The organism is Thauera butanivorans, assembly GCF_048398245.1.
Classification (GTDB): domain Bacteria; phylum Pseudomonadota; class Gammaproteobacteria; order Burkholderiales; family Rhodocyclaceae; genus Thauera; species Thauera butanivorans.
In genome coordinates this window covers 555376-573978 of record NZ_CP183038.1, presented here as the reverse complement: position 1 = coordinate 573978, position 18603 = coordinate 555376, and the positions used below count along the sequence as shown (strand labels likewise).

The following is an 18603-nucleotide window of genomic DNA, read 5'->3' as shown; positions in this document are numbered from 1 at the left end:
TGATGGCGCAACACCGCCGCGCGATCAGTTCGCCACCGCGTGGCCGCTGACCTCGGCGCCGGCATCGGGCCGCAGGCGCAGGAAATGCAGCGCCGACAGCAGGCCGATCAGCCCCACGGCCGCGAAAGCGATGCGGAAGTGGACCTCCACCAGCGGAACCTGACCCTCCACCTGCCACGCCTGGGGCAGGCGCAGCAGCAAGGCCCCCGCGGCCACGCCGAGGACCATCGACACCTGCTGCAGCATGCTCGACAGGGTCGACGCCGCGCTGCGCTGCGCGGGCGTGGTGTCGGCGAACGTGATGGTGCTCAGGGCGGTGAGCTGCATGGATCGGGTCAGGCCCGCGAGCACCAGCACCGCCACCATCAGCCAGTGGGGCGTGGCCGGCGTGAGCATGCCGCAGGCGGCGATGGCGAGCGCGCCGGCAACGCCGTTGCCGACCAGCACGCGGCGAAAGCCGAAGCGCCGCAGCAAGGGCGTGGTCACCGTCTTCATGCCCAGGTTGCCGCCGAAATAGGCCAGCAGCAGCAGGCCGCTGGCCCAGGGCGTCAGCCCGAATCCCAGCTGGAACAGCAGCGGCAGCAGGAAAGGCGTGGCACTGATGGCGATGCGGCAGCCGAAGCCCGCGCCCAGCGTGGACTGGGTGAAGGTGGCGAAGGCAAAGGGCGAAAGATCCAGCAGCGGCGTGGCCGCGCGGCGGAAATGCCGTACCGCCAGCACCCCCAGCACACAGCCGGCCACGCACAGCGCGGCGGCATGCGCCGGGGCGGCCGCGGCATGGCTGACCGATTCCAGCCCGTACAGCAGGCAGGCCAGCGCGCCCCCGCTCAGCACGAAGCCCTTGAGATCGAAGGAGCGCGGCACGTCGCGGACGTTGGGGATGTAGCGCAGCACCAGCACGATGCCGGCCAGGCCGATCGGAATGTTGAGGAGGAAGTTCCAGCGCCACGACGCATAAGTGGTGATGAAGCCGCCCAGCGCCGGCCCGAACACCGGCGCGATGAGCGCCGGCCAGGTGATCAACGCGGTGGCCTGCAGCAAGCCGGCCTTGGTCGTGTTGCGCAGGACCACGAGGCGTCCCACCGGCGTCATCAGCGCGCCGCCGATGCCTTGCAGGGCGCGCGCGGCGATGAACTGCGGCAGGCTCTCGGCCGCGCCGCATGCCAGCGAGGCCAGCGTGAATACGCCGATGGCCAGGGCGAAGACGTTGCGCGCGCCGTGGCGGTCCGCCAGCCAGCCGCTGGCCGGAATGAACACGGCCACGAACAGCATGTAGACGGTGATGCCCAGGCTCAGGTCCACGGCCTGGACGCCGAACGATTCGGCCATCTGCGGCATCGAGGTGCCGATGATGGTCCCGTCCAGCACCTGCATGAAGAAGGCGCTGGCGACGATCAGCGGAATGAGCACCGGCGAGGATGCGGAGGACGCGGGAGGCATGGTATTCGGCAAGGCGGCTTTCCTGTCGGGCAAGATGGAAGAACGTTCATTCATCGGCGGTCACCGGCAGGCCGATGCGGCGCGCTGCCGGCAGGGTGCATGCCAGCAGGCCGGCATAGGCGATGGCGCAGGCGCCGACGAGCGTGCCCAGGGTCGCCCACTGCGCGGCCTGGGCGATGCAGAAGGCGCCGACCGACGGCCCGGCGCGGAAGATCAGCCCGTACAGGGCAACGACGCGCCCGCGCAGCGCGGGCTCGCTCCGCAGCAGGCACAGCGACTGCATGGCGATGTTGCACACGACGTGGAACAGGCCCGCGGCGAACAGTGCCGGCAGCGCCAGCGTCAGTGCGTCCCCGGCGGTGAAGGCCAGCAGCGAGACGGCCAGCCCCAGCCCCGTGGCAAGCACGCTGCGGACCAGGGCGCGGCTGTCGCGCGAACGCAGCATCAGCGCCGAACCCAGCAGCGCCCCCAGCCCCTGCGCGCTCATCAGCATCGACAGTACGCCCTGGCCGCCGCCGAACACATCCCCGGCGAAGGCGGGCAGCAGTTCGGAGAACGGCCGCGCCAGCACCGCGAACGCGACCGACAGGAAGATGATCGTGGCGATTTCCGGCGAGCGCGCGACATAGCGGAAGCCTTCCGCCATGTCGTGCATCAGCGCGGTCCCGCGCGCCGGCGGCACGCGGTCGAGCCATGCGCGCAGGCGGAACACCACGGCCAGGATCGCCACGAACGACACCGCGTTGATGGCAAACACCAGCGCCACGCTGCCGAAGTACATCGTCACCCCGGCCAGGGCCGGGCCGATACTGCGCGCCAGCGCGATGGCGATGCCATTGGCGGCCACCGCCTGCGACAAGCGCTCGCGCGGCGCCAGCATGTTGGTCAGCAGCATGCGCACCGGCTGGTTGAATCCCTGCAGCGTCGCCTCCGCGACCGCGAATGCCAGCAGCCAGTGGATCGTCAGCACCCCGGCCGCGGTGGCCAGGCACAGCAGCAGCGCAAGTGCGAGCATGAGCGTCTGGGTCAGGCAGAACAGCCGGCAAGGATTGCTGCGGTCCGCCACCGCCCCGGCCAGCGGCGCCACCCACAGCGCCGCGATGAGGTCGGCCATGGCGATGGTGCCCACCCAGGCCACAGACTGCGTCAGCTCCCAAGCCAGCCAGCCGACACCGGTCTTCTGCGCCCATGCCCCCACCGACGAAACGCCATGGCCGATGCTGAAAAGGACGAAATGGCGCGCGGGAGGCTGGGCAGGGGGCATGAGATGGAAGCAAGCGGGAAGCCGGGCAAGAGGACGGACGGACCACGCCCCGTAGCAATTGCCGTTCCACCCTTCCCGCCCGCGCCGCGCCGCGGCGGCGCGCCGGGCATGCGGGTGGATCTGCTGCGTTTCGAGCAGGCGGGCGGGCACGCTGCTGCGGCAGGAACAGGCCGCCGGCGGCGATTCCCTGGAATAGACCCACGCTATGGTCGATATCCGGTTTCATGCGCACGAAAGCAAATATTCTTGGTTTGATTCTGCAGTGCACTATGCAAACCTTGCCGCGAAATCATCGAAAAGGATCGTTCATGGACCATGCGACATATCACCTTCGCGAAGGACGCGAGGATGGAAGGGGTTCCGCGCCATTGCTGACCTTTCCCTCCCCGGAAGCGCATTCGCTTTCCATCCGCGCCCGCGCACTGGTGTTCCACGATCAGCGCTCGGTCGGCCTGCTCGAAGAAGTCGGGCGGGTGGCGGCCAGCGACGCCTCGGTGCTGATCATCGGCGAGACGGGCACCGGCAAGGAACTGATCGCGCGCTACATCCACCAGCAGAGCGGGCGCCCGGGCCCGTTCGTGGCCGTCAACTGCGGTGCCTTCAGCGAAAGCCTGGTCGAAGCCGAGCTGTTCGGCCATGAAGCGGGGGCCTTCACCGGCGCGACGCAGGCCCGGACCGGCTGGTTCGAGGCCGCCAATGGCGGCACGCTGTTCCTCGACGAGATCGGCGATCTTCCGCAGGCGATGCAGGTCAAGCTGCTGCGCGTGCTGCAGGAACGCTGTGTGGTGCGCATCGGCGCGCGCAAGCCCGTTCCCATCGACGTGCGGCTGGTGGCGGCGACCAACATCGACCTGGCTCGCGCCGTGCGCGCCGGCAATTTCCGCATGGACCTGTACTACCGTCTGAACGTGGCTTCCGTGCCGCTGCCGCCGCTGCGCGAGCGCCCGGGCGACATCCTGCCGCTGGTGTGGCACTTCATCGACCGCTACCGCAAGAAGCTGGCGCTCGACGCCGTGACGCTGACGCCGGACGCCGAGCGGGCGCTGCTCGCCCACGACTGGCCGGGCAACATACGCGAACTGGAGAACGTCATCCACTACGGCCTGATCGTATGCACCAACGGCCGGATCGACACCAGCGACCTGCGCCTGCAGAGCGGCAGGATGGACGGGCCCGCCCCCGCCGGGAAGCAGGCCGGCGAGGACGCCGCGGCCACGGAGTTCCGCCTCGCCCATATCCTCCGCAGCCTGCTCGAACAAGGGCATGAGCGCCTGTACGAGCGGGTCGAGGAAGAACTGGTCAGGGCGGCGTTCGAATTCTCGCGCGAGAACCAGGTGCAGGCCGCCAGGCGCCTGGGCATCTCGCGCAACGTGCTGCGCGCCCAGCTCAAGCGCTTCGGCCTGCTGCAGGGCGGCTGGCAGGCGCCGGTCGGGGAAACCACCGAATCCTGAACGCACCCCCGGCGCGACCCGGCGCCCGGGGGCACCCGGCTCCACTCCATGTTCAAGCTCTTCTCCTATCTGCGCCCCTACCGGGGCGCGAGTGCGCTCGCGCCCCTGCTGATGCTGCTGGAGGTCTCGATGGACCTCATGCAGCCCCGCCTGATGGCCAGCATCATCGACGATGGCGTGATGCGCGGCGACCTCGCCCATGTCGGCGCCACCGGCGCGCTGATGCTGCTGTGCGCCGCGCTGGGGCTCATCGGCGGCGCGGGGTGTACGGTGTACTCGAGCAAGGCCGCGGTCGGCTTCGGCACCGACCTGCGCCGCGACCTGTTTGCCGCGACCCAGGCCTTGTCCTTCCGCGAACTCGACCGCCTGCCCCCCGGTTCGCTGATCACGCGCCTGGGCAGCGACGTGGCGCAATTGCAGCAGTTCGTCATGATGCTGCTGCGCGCCTTCGTGCGCTCCCCGCTGCTGGTGGTGGGCAGCGTCGCCATGGCGACCGCCATCAGCCCGTCGCTCGCGCTCATCCTGTTCGGCGTCGTGCCCCTGCTGTTCGGCGTGCTCTTCCTGCTCGTCCGCTGCTCCGTTCCCCTGTTCGACGGCGTCCAGCGCCAGCTCGACCGGCTCAACATGATGCTGCAGGAAAATCTCGCCGGCATCCGCACCGTCAAGGCCTTCGTGCGCGGCAGGCGCGAGGCGGCCCGTTTCGGCGATGCCAGCCGCGATTACGCCGACGCCGCGATCCGCGCCTGGCGCATCGTCACGCTCAACATGCCGGCGCTCAGCCTCGCGCTCAACCTCACCATCGTCGCGGTACTGTGGGCCGGCGGCCAGCGCAGCATCGCGGGCACGATGACTGCGGGCGAACTGGTGGCCTTCGTCAATTACGTCACCGTGATTCTGTCCTCGCTGAGCTCGGTCGGGATGCTGCTCACCGGCTTCTCGCGCGCCCAGGTCGCGGCCGCCCGCATCAACGAGGTGTTCGACGCCGCATCCCGCGAGCACGCCCCCTCCCGGGCCGCGGCGGCCCCCATCCCCGCGCACCGCCCCGCTCCAGCCCGGACGCTGTCCCCGGGGCCGCTCGAAGTGGCCTTCGAGGGCGTGTCGCTGCGCTACGAAGGCGCGGCCCGGCCCGCGCTGGAAGACGTCTGGCTGCGCCTGCCGGCAGGTGCCACGGTCGCGCTGTTCGGCAGCACCGGCGCGGGCAAGTCGACGCTCGCCGCGCTGCTGCCCCGCCTCTACGACCCCGACCTCGGCACGGTGCGGATCGGCGGCCACGACATCCGCACGCTCGATCCGCATGCGCTGCGCGGGCGCATCGGCTACGTGCAGCAGGAAACCATCCTGTTCTCGGGCAGTGTCCGCGACAACCTGCGCTTCGGCTGCGCCGGCGCCAGCGACGAGGACATCGCCGCCGCGGCGCGGGCAGCCCAGGCGGACGACTTCATCGGCCGCCTGCCCGACGGCTACGACAGCATCCTGGGCCAGCGCGGCATCAACCTGTCGGGCGGCCAGAAGCAGCGCCTGTCGATCGCCCGCGCCCTGCTGCTGCAGCCTTCGCTGCTGATCCTCGACGACAGCACCAGCGCCGTCGACCTGGCGACGGAGGCGCGCATCCTCGGCGGCATCCGCGCCCTGCTGCCGCGCACGACCTGCCTGCTCATCGCCCAGCGGCTGTCCGCGGCGGCAGCCGCGGATCTCGTCGTGGTCCTGGAGCAGGGCCGCGTCGTCGCCCACGGCACGCATGCGCAGCTGCTCGAATCATCGGCGGCCTATCGCGACATCCACCGCTCGCAGGCCGCCATGGGCACGGTATCCCATGACTAGGCAGGCTTCCGCATCACCGCAGGCCGGCCTGCCCCCTCTTCCCGGCGGCGGGCCGGCGGAGCGCCCGCATGGCCCGGGCAGCACGCTGCGGCGCCTGTGGGCCTGTGCCGGCGGCCAGCGCCCTGCGCTGCTGGCCGCCTGCGCGCTGACGCTGTGCGGAACCGGGCTGGCGCTGCTGGGGCCGTGGCTGATCGGCCGCATCATCGACCAGCACGTGGTGCCGCGCGACGGCGACGGCCTGGCGCGCGCCTGCGCCGTGCTGCTGCTGGTGTACCTGGCGGCGACGGCAATGAACTGGCTGCAGTCCTTCATCATGATCGGCGTCTCGCAGCGCACGGTCGGGGTCCTGCGCCAGCACTTCTTCGCCGCGCTGCAGGACCTGCCGCTGTCCGTCTTCGCCCGCCGCAGCCAGGGCGATCTGATGAGCCGCGCGACCAACGACGTCGAGATGGTCGCGCTGTTCCTGAACCAGGCCCTGCCGCAGTTGATGAGCAGCGTCGTCCTGCTGTCCGGATCGCTGCTCGTCATGCTGTGGATGAGCCCGCCGATGACCCTGCTGGCGCTGCTCGCGGTGCCGCTCGCGATCGTCGTCACGCGTCAGGTGGCGGGCCGCACGCGGCGCCACTTCTCGGCCCAGCAGGGCCGGCTGGGAGAGCTGAACGGCTTCATCGAGGAAACCCTGTCCGGCCAGAAGGTGGTGCAGGCCTATCGCCGCGAGGCCGGCGCGCTGCGCGAGTTCGACGCCATCAACTCGCAGGTGCGCACGGCATCGACGCGCGCGCAGATCCTCGCCGGCATGATGGGGCCGTCGATGAACGCGACGAACAACCTCGGCTTCGCCGTCATGGCCGCAATCGGGGCATGGCTGGCGATCGACGGCGCCACCAGCATCGGCGTGGTCGTGGCCTTCCTCAACTACACGCGCCAGATCGAGCGGCCGATCAACGACCTCGCCAACCAGTTCAACCTGGCGCAATCCGCCCTCGCCGGCGCCGAACGCGTGCTCGACATCATCGACGAGCCCAGCGAACACGCCGCCGGCGAGCGGACCCGGCTCGACCGCGTGCGCGGCGAAGTGAGCTTCGAAGGCGTGGGTTTCGGCTACCAGGCGGAGCGTCCGGTGCTGCGCGACATCGACCTGCACGTGCAACCGGGGCAGATGATCGCGCTGGTGGGCCCGACGGGCGCCGGCAAGAGCACGCTGGCCAGCCTGCTGACGCGCTTCCATGACGCCGACAGCGGCACGCTCCGCATCGACGGCCACGACATCCGGACGCTGGACAAGAACGGCCTGCGCCGCCATTTCGGCATGGTGCTGCAGGATACGCACCTGTTCTCGGCCAGCGTCCGCGACAACATCCGCTTCGGCCGCGACGACGCCAGTGCGGAGGAGGTCGAACGGGCGGCGGTGCTGGCGCGCGCCGACGGTTTCATCCGCAGCCTGCCCCAGGGCTACGACACCCTGCTGGCGGAAAACGGCGCCAGGCTCAGCCAGGGCCAGCGGCAGCTGCTGGCCATCGCGCGGGCCCTGCTGGCCGACCCGGCGATCCTGATCCTCGACGAAGCCACCAGCAACATCGACACCCGCACGGAAGCCCTGCTCCGGCAGGCGATGGACGCACTGCTCGAAGGCCGCACCAGCTTCGTGATCGCGCATCGCCTGAGCACCATCGCCGCCGCCGACCGGATCGTCGTGATGGACGGCGGCCGCATCGTCGAGTCCGGCACCCACCGGGCCCTGCTGCGCCGGGCCGGGCTCTATCGCACGCTCTACCAGAGCCAGTTTTCCCACGCCCGGCCGGACTGAGCCGCCCGCCTGCACCGCTGCGCGCAGCGGGCTGCCCCATCCGGAGCAGCAGCGCTGCCGATGCAGCAAACGCTGCGCAGATTCGCGCAGAAAATCAAAGCAAACAATTGAAAACAAAAAAGTTTTCAACATGGCCCCGTTTTTGCTTGAGAACCTCCAGCGAGACGGCGGCCATGTGGCCGGCCGTGTCTTGTGCCACCCCTCCGGCACTTCGTCGGCGCAGCTGCGACGGAGCTTGCCGGATAAAAAAACAATCCCAGAAAAGGAAGTTCCATGCAGAAATTCGCGCTGACCGCGATCGCGGCATTTTGCGGCGCCCTGACGCCCGTGGCGCAGGCCCAGCAGGCTCCCGGGGCCGAGGATGCCGCCGGTGAATACGCCGCCAATCTCGACACCGTGGTGATCCTGGGCTCGTCCAGGCAAGACCGGACCGCGCTGAAAAGCTCCGCGCCGGTGGAAGTCATCAGCACCCGCCAGCTGGAGGAAACCGGCGCGGTGACGCTCAACCAGGCGCTGCAGAAGCTGCACCCGTCGTTCAACTTCGCCCAGGGCCAGAACGCGGTCAAGGGCCAGGCCACGCGCGCCGCGTCGCTGCGCGGCGTGAGTCCCGCCTATACGCTCATCCTGGTCAACGGCAAGCGCCGCCACACGCAGGCGCTGCTGCAGGGCACCGATCCGTGGCCGGCCAACAACGTCGTCGACCTCAACGCCATCCCGATCAGCGCGATCGCGCGCGTCGAGGTGCTGCGCGACGGCGCCGCCGCGCAGTACGGCTCCGATGCCATCGCCGGCGTGATCAACATCGTGCTGAACAACGCCGCCGACGGCGGCGGCGCCAGCGTCCGCTACGGCAGCTACAGCGACGGCGGCGGCGCCACCAAGGCGGTCAACGGCTGGAAGGGCCTGGCGCTCGGCGACGCCGGCTTCGTCAACCTGAGCCTCGACTACCTCAAGAGCGGCCAGGTCGACCGCAGCGAGGCGGACTGGCGCCAGCGCTTCCCCTCCGGCGATCCGCGCAACGACACCCTCGGCCAGAAGCACGGCACCTGGGGCCAGGCCGCGCGCGAGAACATCAGCGTCCTCGCCAACTCGGAACTCGGCATCGGCGACGGCACCGCCTATGGCTGGCTCAACTATGCCGACAAGCGCACCAGCAACTACGTCAACCCCGAACGCCTGGTGATCGGCACCGGCCTGCCCGGCGACCCGATCCGCGACAACACCTCGAACAACCTGGCGCTCTACCCCGACGGCTACCAGCCCGGCCGCAGCTACTACTCCACCGACTGGGCCGGCGCGATCGGCTACCGCTTCGGCGAGCAAAGCACCGGCAAGCTCGACGTCGGCGCGAGCTGGGGGCAGAACCGGACCTCGATCAGCGGCTGGCACACGTCCAACCCGAGCTGGGGGGCGGACAGCCCGACCAAGTTCGACTACGGCGAATGGCGTTCGAGCCAGCTCAGCATCACCGCCGACTACGTGCGCAGCTTCAGCCCCGCCTGGGCCTCGGCGCCGGTGCTGGTTTCCGCCGGCGTCCTGTCGCGGCGCGAAAGCTGGGGCGTCAGCGAGTTCGGCGACGAGGCGGGCTATACCAACGGCGGCCTGTCCAACGCCGGCAACGGCATTCCCATCACCGCGGCGAGCGGCTCCGGCCTGCGCGCGGTGGATGGCGGCACGGTCAGGCGCAGGGTCAAGGGGGTCTATGTCGGCGCCGAAACCGACGTCACGGAGCGATTCCAGATCGGCATCACCGCCCGCCTGGAAGACTATTCCGACTTCGGCGACACCCTCAACGGCAAGGTGTCCGGCCGCTACGAAGTCAGCTCCGCCCTGGCCTTCCGCGGCACGGTGAGCACCGGCTTCCATGCGCCCAGCCTGGGCCAGCTCGGTACCCAGACCACCGCGTTCACCAGCAACTGGAACAACACCGGCCTGGGGCTCGCCGCTCCGGGGCAGACCCGCCTGTTCCGTCCCAACGATCCCCGCGCCGCCGTGTTCGGAGCCAAGCCGCTGGACCCGGAGAAGTCCGACAGCTTCTCGCTGGGCTTCGTGCTGACCCCCGACACCGACACCTCGCTGACGGTGGATGCCTACTACCTGAAGATCAAGGACCAGGTCATCATCACCGACGCCCTGCGCGGGGACGGTGTGACCAGCGCCTTCACCAGCGTCGGCCTGCCCGGCTTCACCCAGGCCAGCTACTACTTCAACGGCTGGGACACCACCACCACCGGCATCGATTTCGTCGGCCGCAAGAAGCTGCGCCTCGACGGCGCCGGCACCCTCGACCTGAGCCTGGGCCTGAGCTTCCTCAACACCAAGGCCAGCAAGGTCAAGAACACGCAGACGGTCAACGGCACCACGGTGACCGTGGTGAACGACTTCCGCGTGCGCGACATCGAGACCGGCATCCCGAAGAACAAGCTGGTGCTGGGCGCCCGCTACAGCTACGGCGACTGGACGGTCGATTCCACCGTGACGCGCTACGGCAAGTACACCTACAACGCCGCCGCCGGCGCCGCCAACGGCAACCACGACCAGACCTTCGATCCGGAATGGTATGTGGACCTGAACCTGGGCTATCGCGTGAACAACCACCTGCGCCTCGAACTGGGCGCGCAGAACCTGTTCAACCAGTACCCGGACAAGTACGACACCACCAACCGCGCCAGCGGCATCAACCCGTACTCGTTCATCGCCCCGAACGGCGCTGCGGGCCGCTTCGTGTACGCCGGCGCCAGCCTTCTCTTCTGACCGCCGCCGGCCTGGCGGCCGTCGTCCCGCGCAAGCGCCTGCCCGCAGGCGCTTGCGCCCACGCTTCGATCGAGGTTCCCATGAACGGGCACACCGTTCCCCGCGCGCACCTCCGCCCCGGCGGGCTGCTGCGCGTCTCGCTCTACCTGGCGCTGTTCTGCATCCTCGTGTGGCCGGTGCTGATGCTGGTGGCGGGCTCGTTCCGCTCCGCCGCACCCGGTTTCGACGCGGAATGGACCCTGGCGGCATGGACCAGCACCTTCGACAGCCCCGGCACCGGACGGGCGATGTCGAACGCCCTGTTGCTGTCGCTCGTCACCACGCTCGCGGCGACGCTGCTCGCGGCCGGCCTGGCCTTCCTCTCCGAACGCACCGACGTGCCCCTGCGGCGGGCGGTCACGCCCTGCCTGATGCTGATGTTCGCGACGCCGGCATTGTTCTACGCGCTGGGCTACGCCCTGCTCGCCAACGCCTACACCGGCTCCGCCAACCGGCTCCTGCAATGGGTGTTCGGCAGCGGCGCGGCATGGCTCGACATCGAGACCTGGAGCGGCCTCGTCACCGTGATGGTGCTGAAGAAGGTCTCCGTCATCTACCTGTTCCTGATCGGCCCCTTCCGCGCCCTCGACGCCAGCCACGACGACGCATCGCTGGTGTCGGGCGTCAGTCAGGCGGGCACCTTCTTCCGCATCAACCTGCCGATCCTGGCGCCCGCGCTGACCGGCGCCGCGCTGCTGGGCATCGTCGGCGGGCTGCAGGCCTTCGACATGGTGCTGATACTCGGCTGGCCGCAGGACATCGACGTCGTCGCGACGCGGATCATGAACTTCATCAACGGCTCCGCGCCGCCCGACTACGCTCGCGCCAGCGTCCTGTCGATCGCGCTGCTGGCGATCGTGGCGCTGCTGTGCGTGCTGCAGTCGCGCCTGCTGGGCAAGCGCAGCTTCGTCACCATCGGCGGCAAGAGCGGCGGCCGCCGGCGCATCGGCCTGGGCCGCGCGCGCTGGCCTCTCGCAGCGCTGATCGCGGCCTATCTGTTCCTCGCCGCCCTGCTGCCGATCGGCTCGGTGGCGTTCTCGTCCTTCCAGCCCTTTCCCGGCATCTACGACGGCTTTTCCTTCCGCCACTACCTCGCCATCCTCGAACTGCCGCGCGTGCTGGACGCCATCCGGGTGACCTTCGCCATCGCCATCGCCGCCGGCTTCGCCGCCATGCTGCTGGCGGTGTCGGTCGCGCAGATCGGCCGCACGCTGCCGCCTCGCCGCGCCGCGCTGCTGCGCTTCGTCACGCTGATTCCGCTGGCGATGCCGGGCGTCGTCACCGCCCTGGCGATCTCCTGGGCGGTCGTCAGCCTTCCCGGCCTCAAGCAGATGTATGGCACGGTCTGGCTGGTGCTCCTGGCGCTGGTGGTGGTCGTCACGCCCTTCGCCATCCAGGTGGCCAACGCCGCCACCGTGCAGCTGGCGCCCGAACTGCAGGAAGCGGCGCGCATCGGCGGCGCATCGGCGCCGCGCGCGCTGGCCGACGTCGTGCTGCGCCTGATCGCCCCCAGCTTCCTCGCCGGCTGGTTCATGGCGGCCATCATCGTCTCCGGCAATCTCGAAGTGCCGCTGCTGCTGAAGGCGCCGGGCCAGACGCCGATCGCGATGGTGGTGTACAGCCTGCACTCGTCCGGCGACTTTTCCGCCGCGTCGGCGCTACTGGTGGTCCTGCTGCTCGCCAAGGCCGCGGTCTGGTGCACCGGCCTGGGGCTCTACCGGCTGTGGCGCCGGCTGGCGGAGCAGCGCCAGCGGCGGGCGCTCGACGACCTGTCCGTATGGCGCGCGGGCCAGCCCTTCGCACCGGCCGCCGGCTGAAAGAAACGACAAGGAGAATGGACAGATGAGCGGCGTGGCGTTGCACGGACTGCGCAAGTACTTCACCGCCGACACGGTGACCACCGCGCCCAGGCGGGGCGCGATCGACGGCCTCGACCTGGACATCCGCGACGGCGAGTTCTTCGTCCTGCTCGGCCCCAGCGGCTGCGGCAAGACGACCACCCTGCGCTGCATCGCCGGGCTGGAGGAGCCGTCCGCCGGACGCATCGAGATCGGCGGCGCGGTCGTTGCCGATACCGCGGCGCGCGTGTTCGTGCCGCCGGACAAGCGGGAAATCGGCATGGTGTTCCAGAGCTACGCGCTGTGGCCGCACATGACGGTGTTCGACAACGTCGCCTATCCGGTCAGGCATAGGCGGCGCGGCCTGTCGCGGCTGGAGATCGCCCGCGAAGCCGGCGAGGCGCTGTCGCTGGTCGGCCTGGCCGGGCTGGAAGGGCGCGCGCCGGCCGAACTGTCGGGCGGCCAGCAGCAGCGCGTCGCCCTCGCCCGCGCCATTGCCGCGCGGCCGCGCCTGTTGCTGTTCGACGAGCCGCTGTCCAATCTCGACGCCCAGTTGCGTCTGCGCCTGCGCCAGGATCTGCGCCGGGTGCATGAAGAGGCCGGGCGCACCTCGGTATACGTGACCCACGACCAGGCCGAGGCCCTGGCGCTGGCGGACCGCGTCGCGGTGATGAGGCTGGGGCGGCTGGAACAGTTGGGCACGCCGACGGAGATCTTCCTGGCCCCGGCGACGCGCTTCGTCGCCGAATTCGTCGGCTTCGACAACCTGCTGCCCGGCACCGTGATCTCCCGCGAAGCCGGCCAGGCGGCCTTCCGCCCCGACGGCTGGAGCGGCGAGATCGCCGGCCGCGCGCCGGCCGCGCTGCGCCCCGGCCAGCGCGGCGTGGCCGCCATCCGCAGCGCCAACCTGCGCCTGGCGCGCGGCGAGGCGCCCCACGGCCAGGTCAACAGCTTCGCCGCGGCGGCGGGGCCGGTGACCTACCTCGGCGAACGCTTCCAGGCCGAAGTGGAGGTCGCCGGCCACCGCCTGTTCGCCAGCCTGCCGCTGGAAGGCTGGAACGAGCGCGGCGACCTGCACCACCTGCCCCACTGGCCCCATGCCCACGTCGGCGTCGCGCCGGGCGATGTCGTCATCCTGCCCGACGCGGCCGGCGAGGACGCCCTGGCGGAGGCCGCATGAACACGCAGCACGCATCCGCCTTCCAGCGCCGCCGCGCCCTGCTGCGCCTGCTCGGCGCCGGCGGGCTGCTGTGGCCGCTGGCCGGCTGCGGCCCCGGCACCGGCGGCGGCTTTCCGGCCGGCGGCGAACCCCGGGTGTCCGGTTCGCCGGCCGCGCAGCAGGCTCTGCTCGCGCTGTACGGGCAGGTGCGCGACGCGGGCGAGAACACCGTCGTCGTGTACGGCGCCGCCGTCGATGCCGAATGGGAAGCGCTGTGGCTCGACTTCCAGGCGGACTTCCCCGGCATGCGGGTGGTGTACATGCATGTGTCGCCGACCCAGGTGATGCCGCGCATCGACGCCGAGGCCCGCGCCGGCAACCGCCAGGGCGACCTGATGATGCAGCCGGTCAACGTCATGCCCCTGATCGCGCGGCACGGCTACTTCGAAGCCTTCTCGCCGGCGACGGCCGAGGGGCTCGATGCGCAGTACCGCGACGCCGGGGCCTTCGTCCATTACCCCTTCTGCAAGGTCTTCGGGCTGGCCTACAACACCCGGCTGGTGCGCGAGGAAGAGCTGCCCACGCGCTTCGACGACGTGCTGCAGCCGCGCTGGCACGAGCGCTTCTCATATGTGAAGCCGGTGACGGCGGTCGGCACCACCGACGTGGCCTTCGCCGTGCTGCTGCGCCAGGGCGCGCTCGACCGCGCCCGGCTGGAGCGGCTGCACCGCGCGGGGCTGTTCACCGGCCCCGATGCCGGCGTCACCTACGTCAGCCAGGGGCGGCTGGCGCTCAACCTGTGGTCCTATCTCGCGGTCGTCGCACGCCAGCGCGAACTGGGCGCGCCGGTCGCGATCCGCTTCGTCCCGGACTTTTCGCTGAACGTGCCATTCGGCTTCGGCGTCATCGGCGGCGCGCCTCACCCGCTGGCCGCGCGCCTGCTCAAGAGCTGGCTGTTCTCGCCGCGCGGCCAGGCGGCGCTGGCAAGCAAGGCCTGCATGCTCGGCACCATGCCCGACGCCCCTTCGCCGCCCTTCTACCCGCAGGCGGCGGCGGAGCGCGCCCGCTTCCATCCGCGCCCGCCGCCGGAAGCCCTGCTGCGGGAACTCGACACCCAGCGCGCCATGCTGCGCGACGTTTTCCACCGCCCCCGGAGCCTGTGAGCGCCGGACGGCATCTTTCGACATGCACAAGGAGCACGCCACACATGGGCCATCCCGATGATCCGGCCATCGCCGCCGCACAGGCCGCCGGTAGCGGCCTCGTCGACCTGCACAGCCACTGGTTCTCGCCGCGCGCGGTGGAGCGGCTGGGCGCCCGCGCCGTCCCGCCGCGCTTCGTCGCCGACCCCTCCGGCACGATCCGGCTTCACCGCGCCGGCCCGGGCACGGCCCACGGCCATGCCGACGCCTTTGCATTGGGCCCGCAGTGGTTCGACATCGACGCGCGGCTCGACCACCTCGACGCCAACGGCATCCAGCACCAATTGCTGTCATGGCCGACCACGCTCGGCATCGACGCCGCCCTGCCGGCCGCGGACACCCTGCCCCTGTGGCGCGACTACAACGACGAACTCGCGGCACTGGCGCGCAGGCACCCTGCCCGCTTCAGCGGCGTCGCGACACTGTCGACCTCGGACATCGGCTGGTCCGTCCGGGAGCTGGAGCGCGCCCACGGCGAGCTCGGCCTGCTCGGCGGCGTGCTGCCGGTCAACGGCTTTGCCAGCCTGGCCGGGGCCGAGCGCTTCCGCCCGGTGTTCGAGGCCGCCCAGCGCCACCGCAGCCACATCTACCTGCATACCGGCTATGCCAACCCGGCGGTGCCGGGCCAGCCTCCGCTGCACCTGCACGGCGACAGCGCCGCGATCCGCGGCCTGCTGGACACCGCGTGGAGCTTCGCCGCCGCCACGATCACGCTTGCGTTCAGCGACTTCCTGCGCCCTTATCCGGACGTGACTGTGCAGATCGCCATGCTCGGCGGCTCCAGCGTGATCGCCGCGGTGGCCGAGCAGGTCGCGCTGAACGCGGACCGCTACGGCATCGACGATGTCCGCGCGCGCTTCCGCCAGCTGTGGTTCGACACCGGCGCGGCCGGGCGCGGCGGCCAGGCCATCGCCCTGGCGGCGAACGTGCTCGGCGCCGACCGCATCGTCTTCGGTACCGACTATGCCCCGGCGCCGAGCGTGCGGCCGGTCATCGACGAAATCGAACGGGCGCCGCTGTCCGCCGCGGAGCGCGCGCTCATCCTCAAGGAAAACGGGCGGGCCCTGCTGGCCGCCCATGGCAAGGCGCTGGCGTAGCGGCCGCCGGCCGTTCGCCCGCCACAGGTTTTCAACCCCCAAGCAACAGGAGCAAATCGATGGGAACCCCCCTCAACCAGCAAGCACTCGACCAGCTGTTCCTCGCCGCCCGCAGCTACGGCAAGTTCGAATCCACGCCGGTGGACGACGCCACCCTGCAAAGACTCTACGACCTGCTCAAGTGGGGGCCGACGGCCTTCAACTCGCAGCCCGCGCGCTACGTCTTCGTGCGCAGCGCCGAAGCCAAGGCCCGCCTGGAGCCCGCGCTGTCGCCCGGCAACAAGGAGAAGACCCTGGCCGCACCGGTCACCGTCATCGTCGCGCAGGACACGCGCTTCTTCGAGCACGTCGCCAACCCCAAGGTCCGCGAGAACTTCGAGGCCAATGCGCACCTGGTCGAGCCGACCATCGCGCGCAACAGCTCGCTGCAGGCCGCCTACCTGATCCTGGCCGCGCGCGCGCTGGGCCTGGATGTCGGGCCGATGAGCGGCTTCGACGCCGGCGCCCTCGACCAGGCCTTCTTCCCGGACGGCCGCTATAAGGTGAACCTCATCGCCAATCTCGGCTACGGCATCCCCGACTCGCCCGCGCCGCGCGCCGGCCGCCTCGGCTTCGCCGAGGTCGCCGAGATCGTCTGAGCGCCGCCCCGCGCCCGGCCCTTCACACCGGCCGCCGGGCGCGGCCGGCGGCCGTGCCGACCGGGCTCAGGGCCGGGTGTCCGGGCTCCCGTCCAGTGCCGGCGCGGCCTTGCCGAGGATGAAGGCCAGCTCGTCCGCCGACAGTTGCGGCTGCGACGGCAGGATGCGGTCGATGAAGGGCGTGGTGTCCAGTTCGGCCAGCGTGGGGCGCTTGCGGCCCCAGCCGACGGTCCTGCGCCAGCTGCCCAGCACGCCGCTGCCTTCCAGCGCCCGCTCGTCCACGGCGACGCTGTATTCGCCGTAAGGGGCGACGTAGAGCGCGTCGACCGGGCAATAGATCTCACAGATGTAGCACGTCTGGCAATCGTCCTGGCGGGCGATCACCGGAAAGCCGCCGCCACGGTCGTCGAAGACGTTGGTGGGGCAGACGCGGATGCACAAGCCGCATTCGATGCAGCGGCTTTCACTGACGAGTTCGATCATGTTCGGTTTCCTGTGGCCTGGCGCCGGACGTCAGGCAGGTACGGCCTCGGGCGCCGTGCGGATGACGTCGATGCCGGAGACGATGAGGCGATGCTGCTGGGCGGGGTCCGTGGCCGGATACTCGGCCAGCGTGTGCGAGGCGCGGGTTTCCTTGCGCGCCAGCGCGGCATTGAAGATCCAGCGTGCGGTCGCGGTGAGCGCGGCGGCCTCTCGCGCGCGCAGGATTTCCTGCGGCGTGCCGGCCGGCGGGGCGCCGCAGGCTTCCGGCCACAGCGCGTCGACACGCTGCAGCGCCTGCCGCAGCCCGTGCTCGCTGCGGAAGTAGTTGATCTCCAGCGGCAGCACCTGCTGCTGCACGGCATGGATGAGCCCGCCGCTGTCGATGGCTCCGGTGCCGGCAAGCGGCCGGACGCCGGCGCCGCCGGCGGGACGGAGCCTGCGCCCGGCGCCGCCGGCATTCCGGGCATGGCGGGCCGCGCCCTGCCCGGCCCAGATTCCGGAGCTGATCGCCCAGGAAGCATTGAAGGCCCCACCGCCGGACAGGCCGCCGCAGACGCGCTCGCGCGTGGCGGCATCCCCCGCCGCGTACAGGCCGGCGACCGACGTGGCGCAATCGTCGCCGCTCAGGCGCAAGCCCCCGGTGCCGCGCAAGGTGCCTTCGTAGCGCAGCGTGATCGGGAAGCGCTGGGTGAAGGGATCGAAGCCCGCGCGCTCCAGCGGCAGGAAGAAGATCGCATGGGCATGGCGCAGGATGGCCCGCTTCTCCGGCGTGTCGGCGCGGTCGAGCACCGCATGCACCGGCCCCCTGAGCAGCGCTTCGGCGAGGAAGTCGCGCGAGCGCGGGCCGCCCGCGTGCAGGATGTTGCCGTCGCCGTCGCTGAACGTCGCCCAGCCCAGCATGCGTCCACGGGTATTGGTGCCGAACGCGGCGCTGGGCGCGTAGGCGCGGCTGAACTCCATGCCGGAGAGGCTCGCGCCCGCTTCGGCGGCCATCAGCAGACCTTCGCCGGTCAGCACGTTGCAGCCCAGGCCCTTGCTCAGGAAGGCGCAGCCGCCGGTGGCGACGACCACGGCGCCGGCACGCACCTCCCAGCGCTTGCCATCGAGGCGGCAGATGCCGCGCGCGCCGCCCACGCCATCGGCGTCGGCCAGCAGTTCGAGCGCGGGCGACTGGTCGAGGATCTTCACCCCGGCGCGGTGCACCGCCTTGCGCATGATCTTGAGGTACTCCGGCCCCTGCAGGTGGTCGCGCATCGCCACCCCGTTCTCGTCGCGGCGGAACGGATACCCCCAGGATTCGACCAGTTGCAGGCTTTCGTACACCTGGTCGAGCACGCGGTGGATCCAGCGGGGCTCGGACAGGTAGCCCCCGCCCTCCATCCGCTGCCTGACCGCCGCGTCGCGCAGCGCCGCGTCCGGCGGCAGGTAGAGCAGGTTGGTGCCGCCCGGCGCGGTGGCACCGCTGGAACCGAGATAGCCCTTGTCGGCGACGACGACCCGGGCGCCCGCGCGGGCCGCGCTCCAGGCCGCCCAGGCGCCGGCCGGGCCGCCGCCGATGACGAGGACGTCGGCTGCAAGAAGGATGTCGGCCTGCCCGCTGATGCTCATGC

General features: G+C 70.7%; 13 protein-coding genes. 9 read left to right on the top strand and 4 right to left on the bottom strand.

Annotation, left to right across the window (positions count from 1 at the left end; translation table 11 throughout):
• Window positions 1-24: 24 nt before the first annotated feature.
• Window positions 25-1452, bottom strand: coding sequence for an MFS transporter (locus ACNQFN_RS02780; protein ID WP_418647885.1), 1428 nt, complete (start codon window positions 1450-1452; stop codon window positions 25-27).
• A 34-nt stretch (window positions 1453-1486) separates the two neighbouring features.
• Window positions 1487-2704 (bottom strand): MFS transporter, encoded by a 1218-nt coding sequence (locus ACNQFN_RS02775; RefSeq protein ID WP_418647884.1) that lies wholly within the window; start codon window positions 2702-2704, stop codon window positions 1487-1489.
• Window positions 2705-3012: 308 nt separating this feature from the next.
• Here ACNQFN_RS02775 and ACNQFN_RS02770 point away from each other — a divergent pair, with 308 nt between their 5' ends.
• The 9 genes from ACNQFN_RS02770 to ACNQFN_RS02730 all read left to right on the top strand — a co-directional run bounded on the left by ACNQFN_RS02770 (window position 3013) and on the right by ACNQFN_RS02730 (window position 16510).
• Window positions 3013-4155, top strand: coding sequence for a sigma-54 interaction domain-containing protein (locus tag ACNQFN_RS02770; RefSeq protein ID WP_418647883.1), 1143 nt, complete (start codon window positions 3013-3015; stop codon window positions 4153-4155).
• Window positions 4156-4203: 48 nt separating this feature from the next.
• Window positions 4204-5976 carry an ABC transporter ATP-binding protein gene (locus ACNQFN_RS02765; protein WP_418647882.1) on the top strand — a complete coding sequence of 591 codons (1773 nt, stop codon included), beginning with the start codon at window positions 4204-4206 and terminating at the stop codon, window positions 5974-5976.
• The gene (locus ACNQFN_RS02760) at window positions 5969-7783 is read left to right on the top strand and encodes an ABC transporter ATP-binding protein (RefSeq protein WP_418647881.1); all 1815 of its coding nucleotides are present in this window, start codon (window positions 5969-5971) and stop codon (window positions 7781-7783) included. The genes ACNQFN_RS02765 and ACNQFN_RS02760 overlap by 8 nt, the downstream gene beginning before the upstream one ends.
• A 273-nt stretch (window positions 7784-8056) precedes the next feature.
• Window positions 8057-10537, top strand: a complete 2481-nt coding sequence (locus ACNQFN_RS02755; RefSeq protein ID WP_418647880.1) for a TonB-dependent receptor plug domain-containing protein — start codon at window positions 8057-8059, stop codon at window positions 10535-10537.
• An 80-nt stretch (window positions 10538-10617) separates the two neighbouring features.
• Complete coding sequence (locus tag ACNQFN_RS02750) at window positions 10618-12393, top strand: ABC transporter permease (RefSeq protein ID WP_418647879.1); 1776 nt, start codon at window positions 10618-10620, stop codon at window positions 12391-12393.
• Window positions 12394-12418: 25 nt separating this feature from the next.
• On the top strand, window positions 12419-13594 hold the full coding sequence (locus ACNQFN_RS02745; protein ID WP_418647878.1) for an ABC transporter ATP-binding protein: 1176 nt from the start codon (window positions 12419-12421) through the stop codon (window positions 13592-13594).
• Window positions 13591-14736, top strand: coding sequence for an ABC transporter substrate-binding protein (locus tag ACNQFN_RS02740; protein ID WP_418647877.1), 1146 nt, complete (start codon window positions 13591-13593; stop codon window positions 14734-14736). The genes ACNQFN_RS02745 and ACNQFN_RS02740 overlap by 4 nt, the downstream gene beginning before the upstream one ends.
• 44 nt (window positions 14737-14780) lie before the next feature.
• Window positions 14781-15872 (top strand): amidohydrolase family protein, encoded by a 1092-nt coding sequence (locus ACNQFN_RS02735; RefSeq protein ID WP_418647876.1) that lies wholly within the window; start codon window positions 14781-14783, stop codon window positions 15870-15872.
• Between the two features lie 59 nt (window positions 15873-15931).
• Window positions 15932-16510, top strand: coding sequence for a malonic semialdehyde reductase (locus tag ACNQFN_RS02730; protein ID WP_418647875.1), 579 nt, complete (start codon window positions 15932-15934; stop codon window positions 16508-16510).
• A 66-nt stretch (window positions 16511-16576) separates the two neighbouring features.
• Here ACNQFN_RS02730 and ACNQFN_RS02725 read toward each other — a convergent pair whose 3' ends face one another.
• The gene (locus ACNQFN_RS02725) at window positions 16577-16993 is read right to left on the bottom strand and encodes a 4Fe-4S binding protein (RefSeq protein ID WP_418647874.1); all 417 of its coding nucleotides are present in this window, start codon (window positions 16991-16993) and stop codon (window positions 16577-16579) included.
• A 30-nt stretch (window positions 16994-17023) separates the two neighbouring features.
• Window positions 17024-18601, bottom strand: a complete 1578-nt coding sequence (locus ACNQFN_RS02720; protein WP_418647873.1) for an FAD-dependent oxidoreductase — start codon at window positions 18599-18601, stop codon at window positions 17024-17026.
• Window positions 18602-18603: the final 2 nt, after the last annotated feature.

Coding starts and splice junctions, on each gene's coding strand:
- ACNQFN_RS02775 (WP_418647884.1), bottom strand. CDS start 2,704: ATGCCCCCTGCCCAGCCTCCCGCGCGCCATTTCGTCCTTTTCAGCATC.
- ACNQFN_RS02770 (WP_418647883.1), top strand. CDS start 3,013: ATGGACCATGCGACATATCACCTTCGCGAAGGACGCGAGGATGGAAGG.
- ACNQFN_RS02765 (WP_418647882.1), top strand. CDS start 4,204: ATGTTCAAGCTCTTCTCCTATCTGCGCCCCTACCGGGGCGCGAGTGCG.
- ACNQFN_RS02760 (WP_418647881.1), top strand. CDS start 5,969: ATGACTAGGCAGGCTTCCGCATCACCGCAGGCCGGCCTGCCCCCTCTT.
- ACNQFN_RS02755 (WP_418647880.1), top strand. CDS start 8,057: ATGCAGAAATTCGCGCTGACCGCGATCGCGGCATTTTGCGGCGCCCTG.
- ACNQFN_RS02750 (WP_418647879.1), top strand. CDS start 10,618: ATGAACGGGCACACCGTTCCCCGCGCGCACCTCCGCCCCGGCGGGCTG.
- ACNQFN_RS02745 (WP_418647878.1), top strand. CDS start 12,419: ATGAGCGGCGTGGCGTTGCACGGACTGCGCAAGTACTTCACCGCCGAC.
- ACNQFN_RS02740 (WP_418647877.1), top strand. CDS start 13,591: ATGAACACGCAGCACGCATCCGCCTTCCAGCGCCGCCGCGCCCTGCTG.
- ACNQFN_RS02735 (WP_418647876.1), top strand. CDS start 14,781: ATGGGCCATCCCGATGATCCGGCCATCGCCGCCGCACAGGCCGCCGGT.
- ACNQFN_RS02730 (WP_418647875.1), top strand. CDS start 15,932: ATGGGAACCCCCCTCAACCAGCAAGCACTCGACCAGCTGTTCCTCGCC.
- ACNQFN_RS02725 (WP_418647874.1), bottom strand. CDS start 16,993: ATGATCGAACTCGTCAGTGAAAGCCGCTGCATCGAATGCGGCTTGTGC.
- ACNQFN_RS02720 (WP_418647873.1), bottom strand. CDS start 18,601: ATGAGCATCAGCGGGCAGGCCGACATCCTTCTTGCAGCCGACGTCCTC.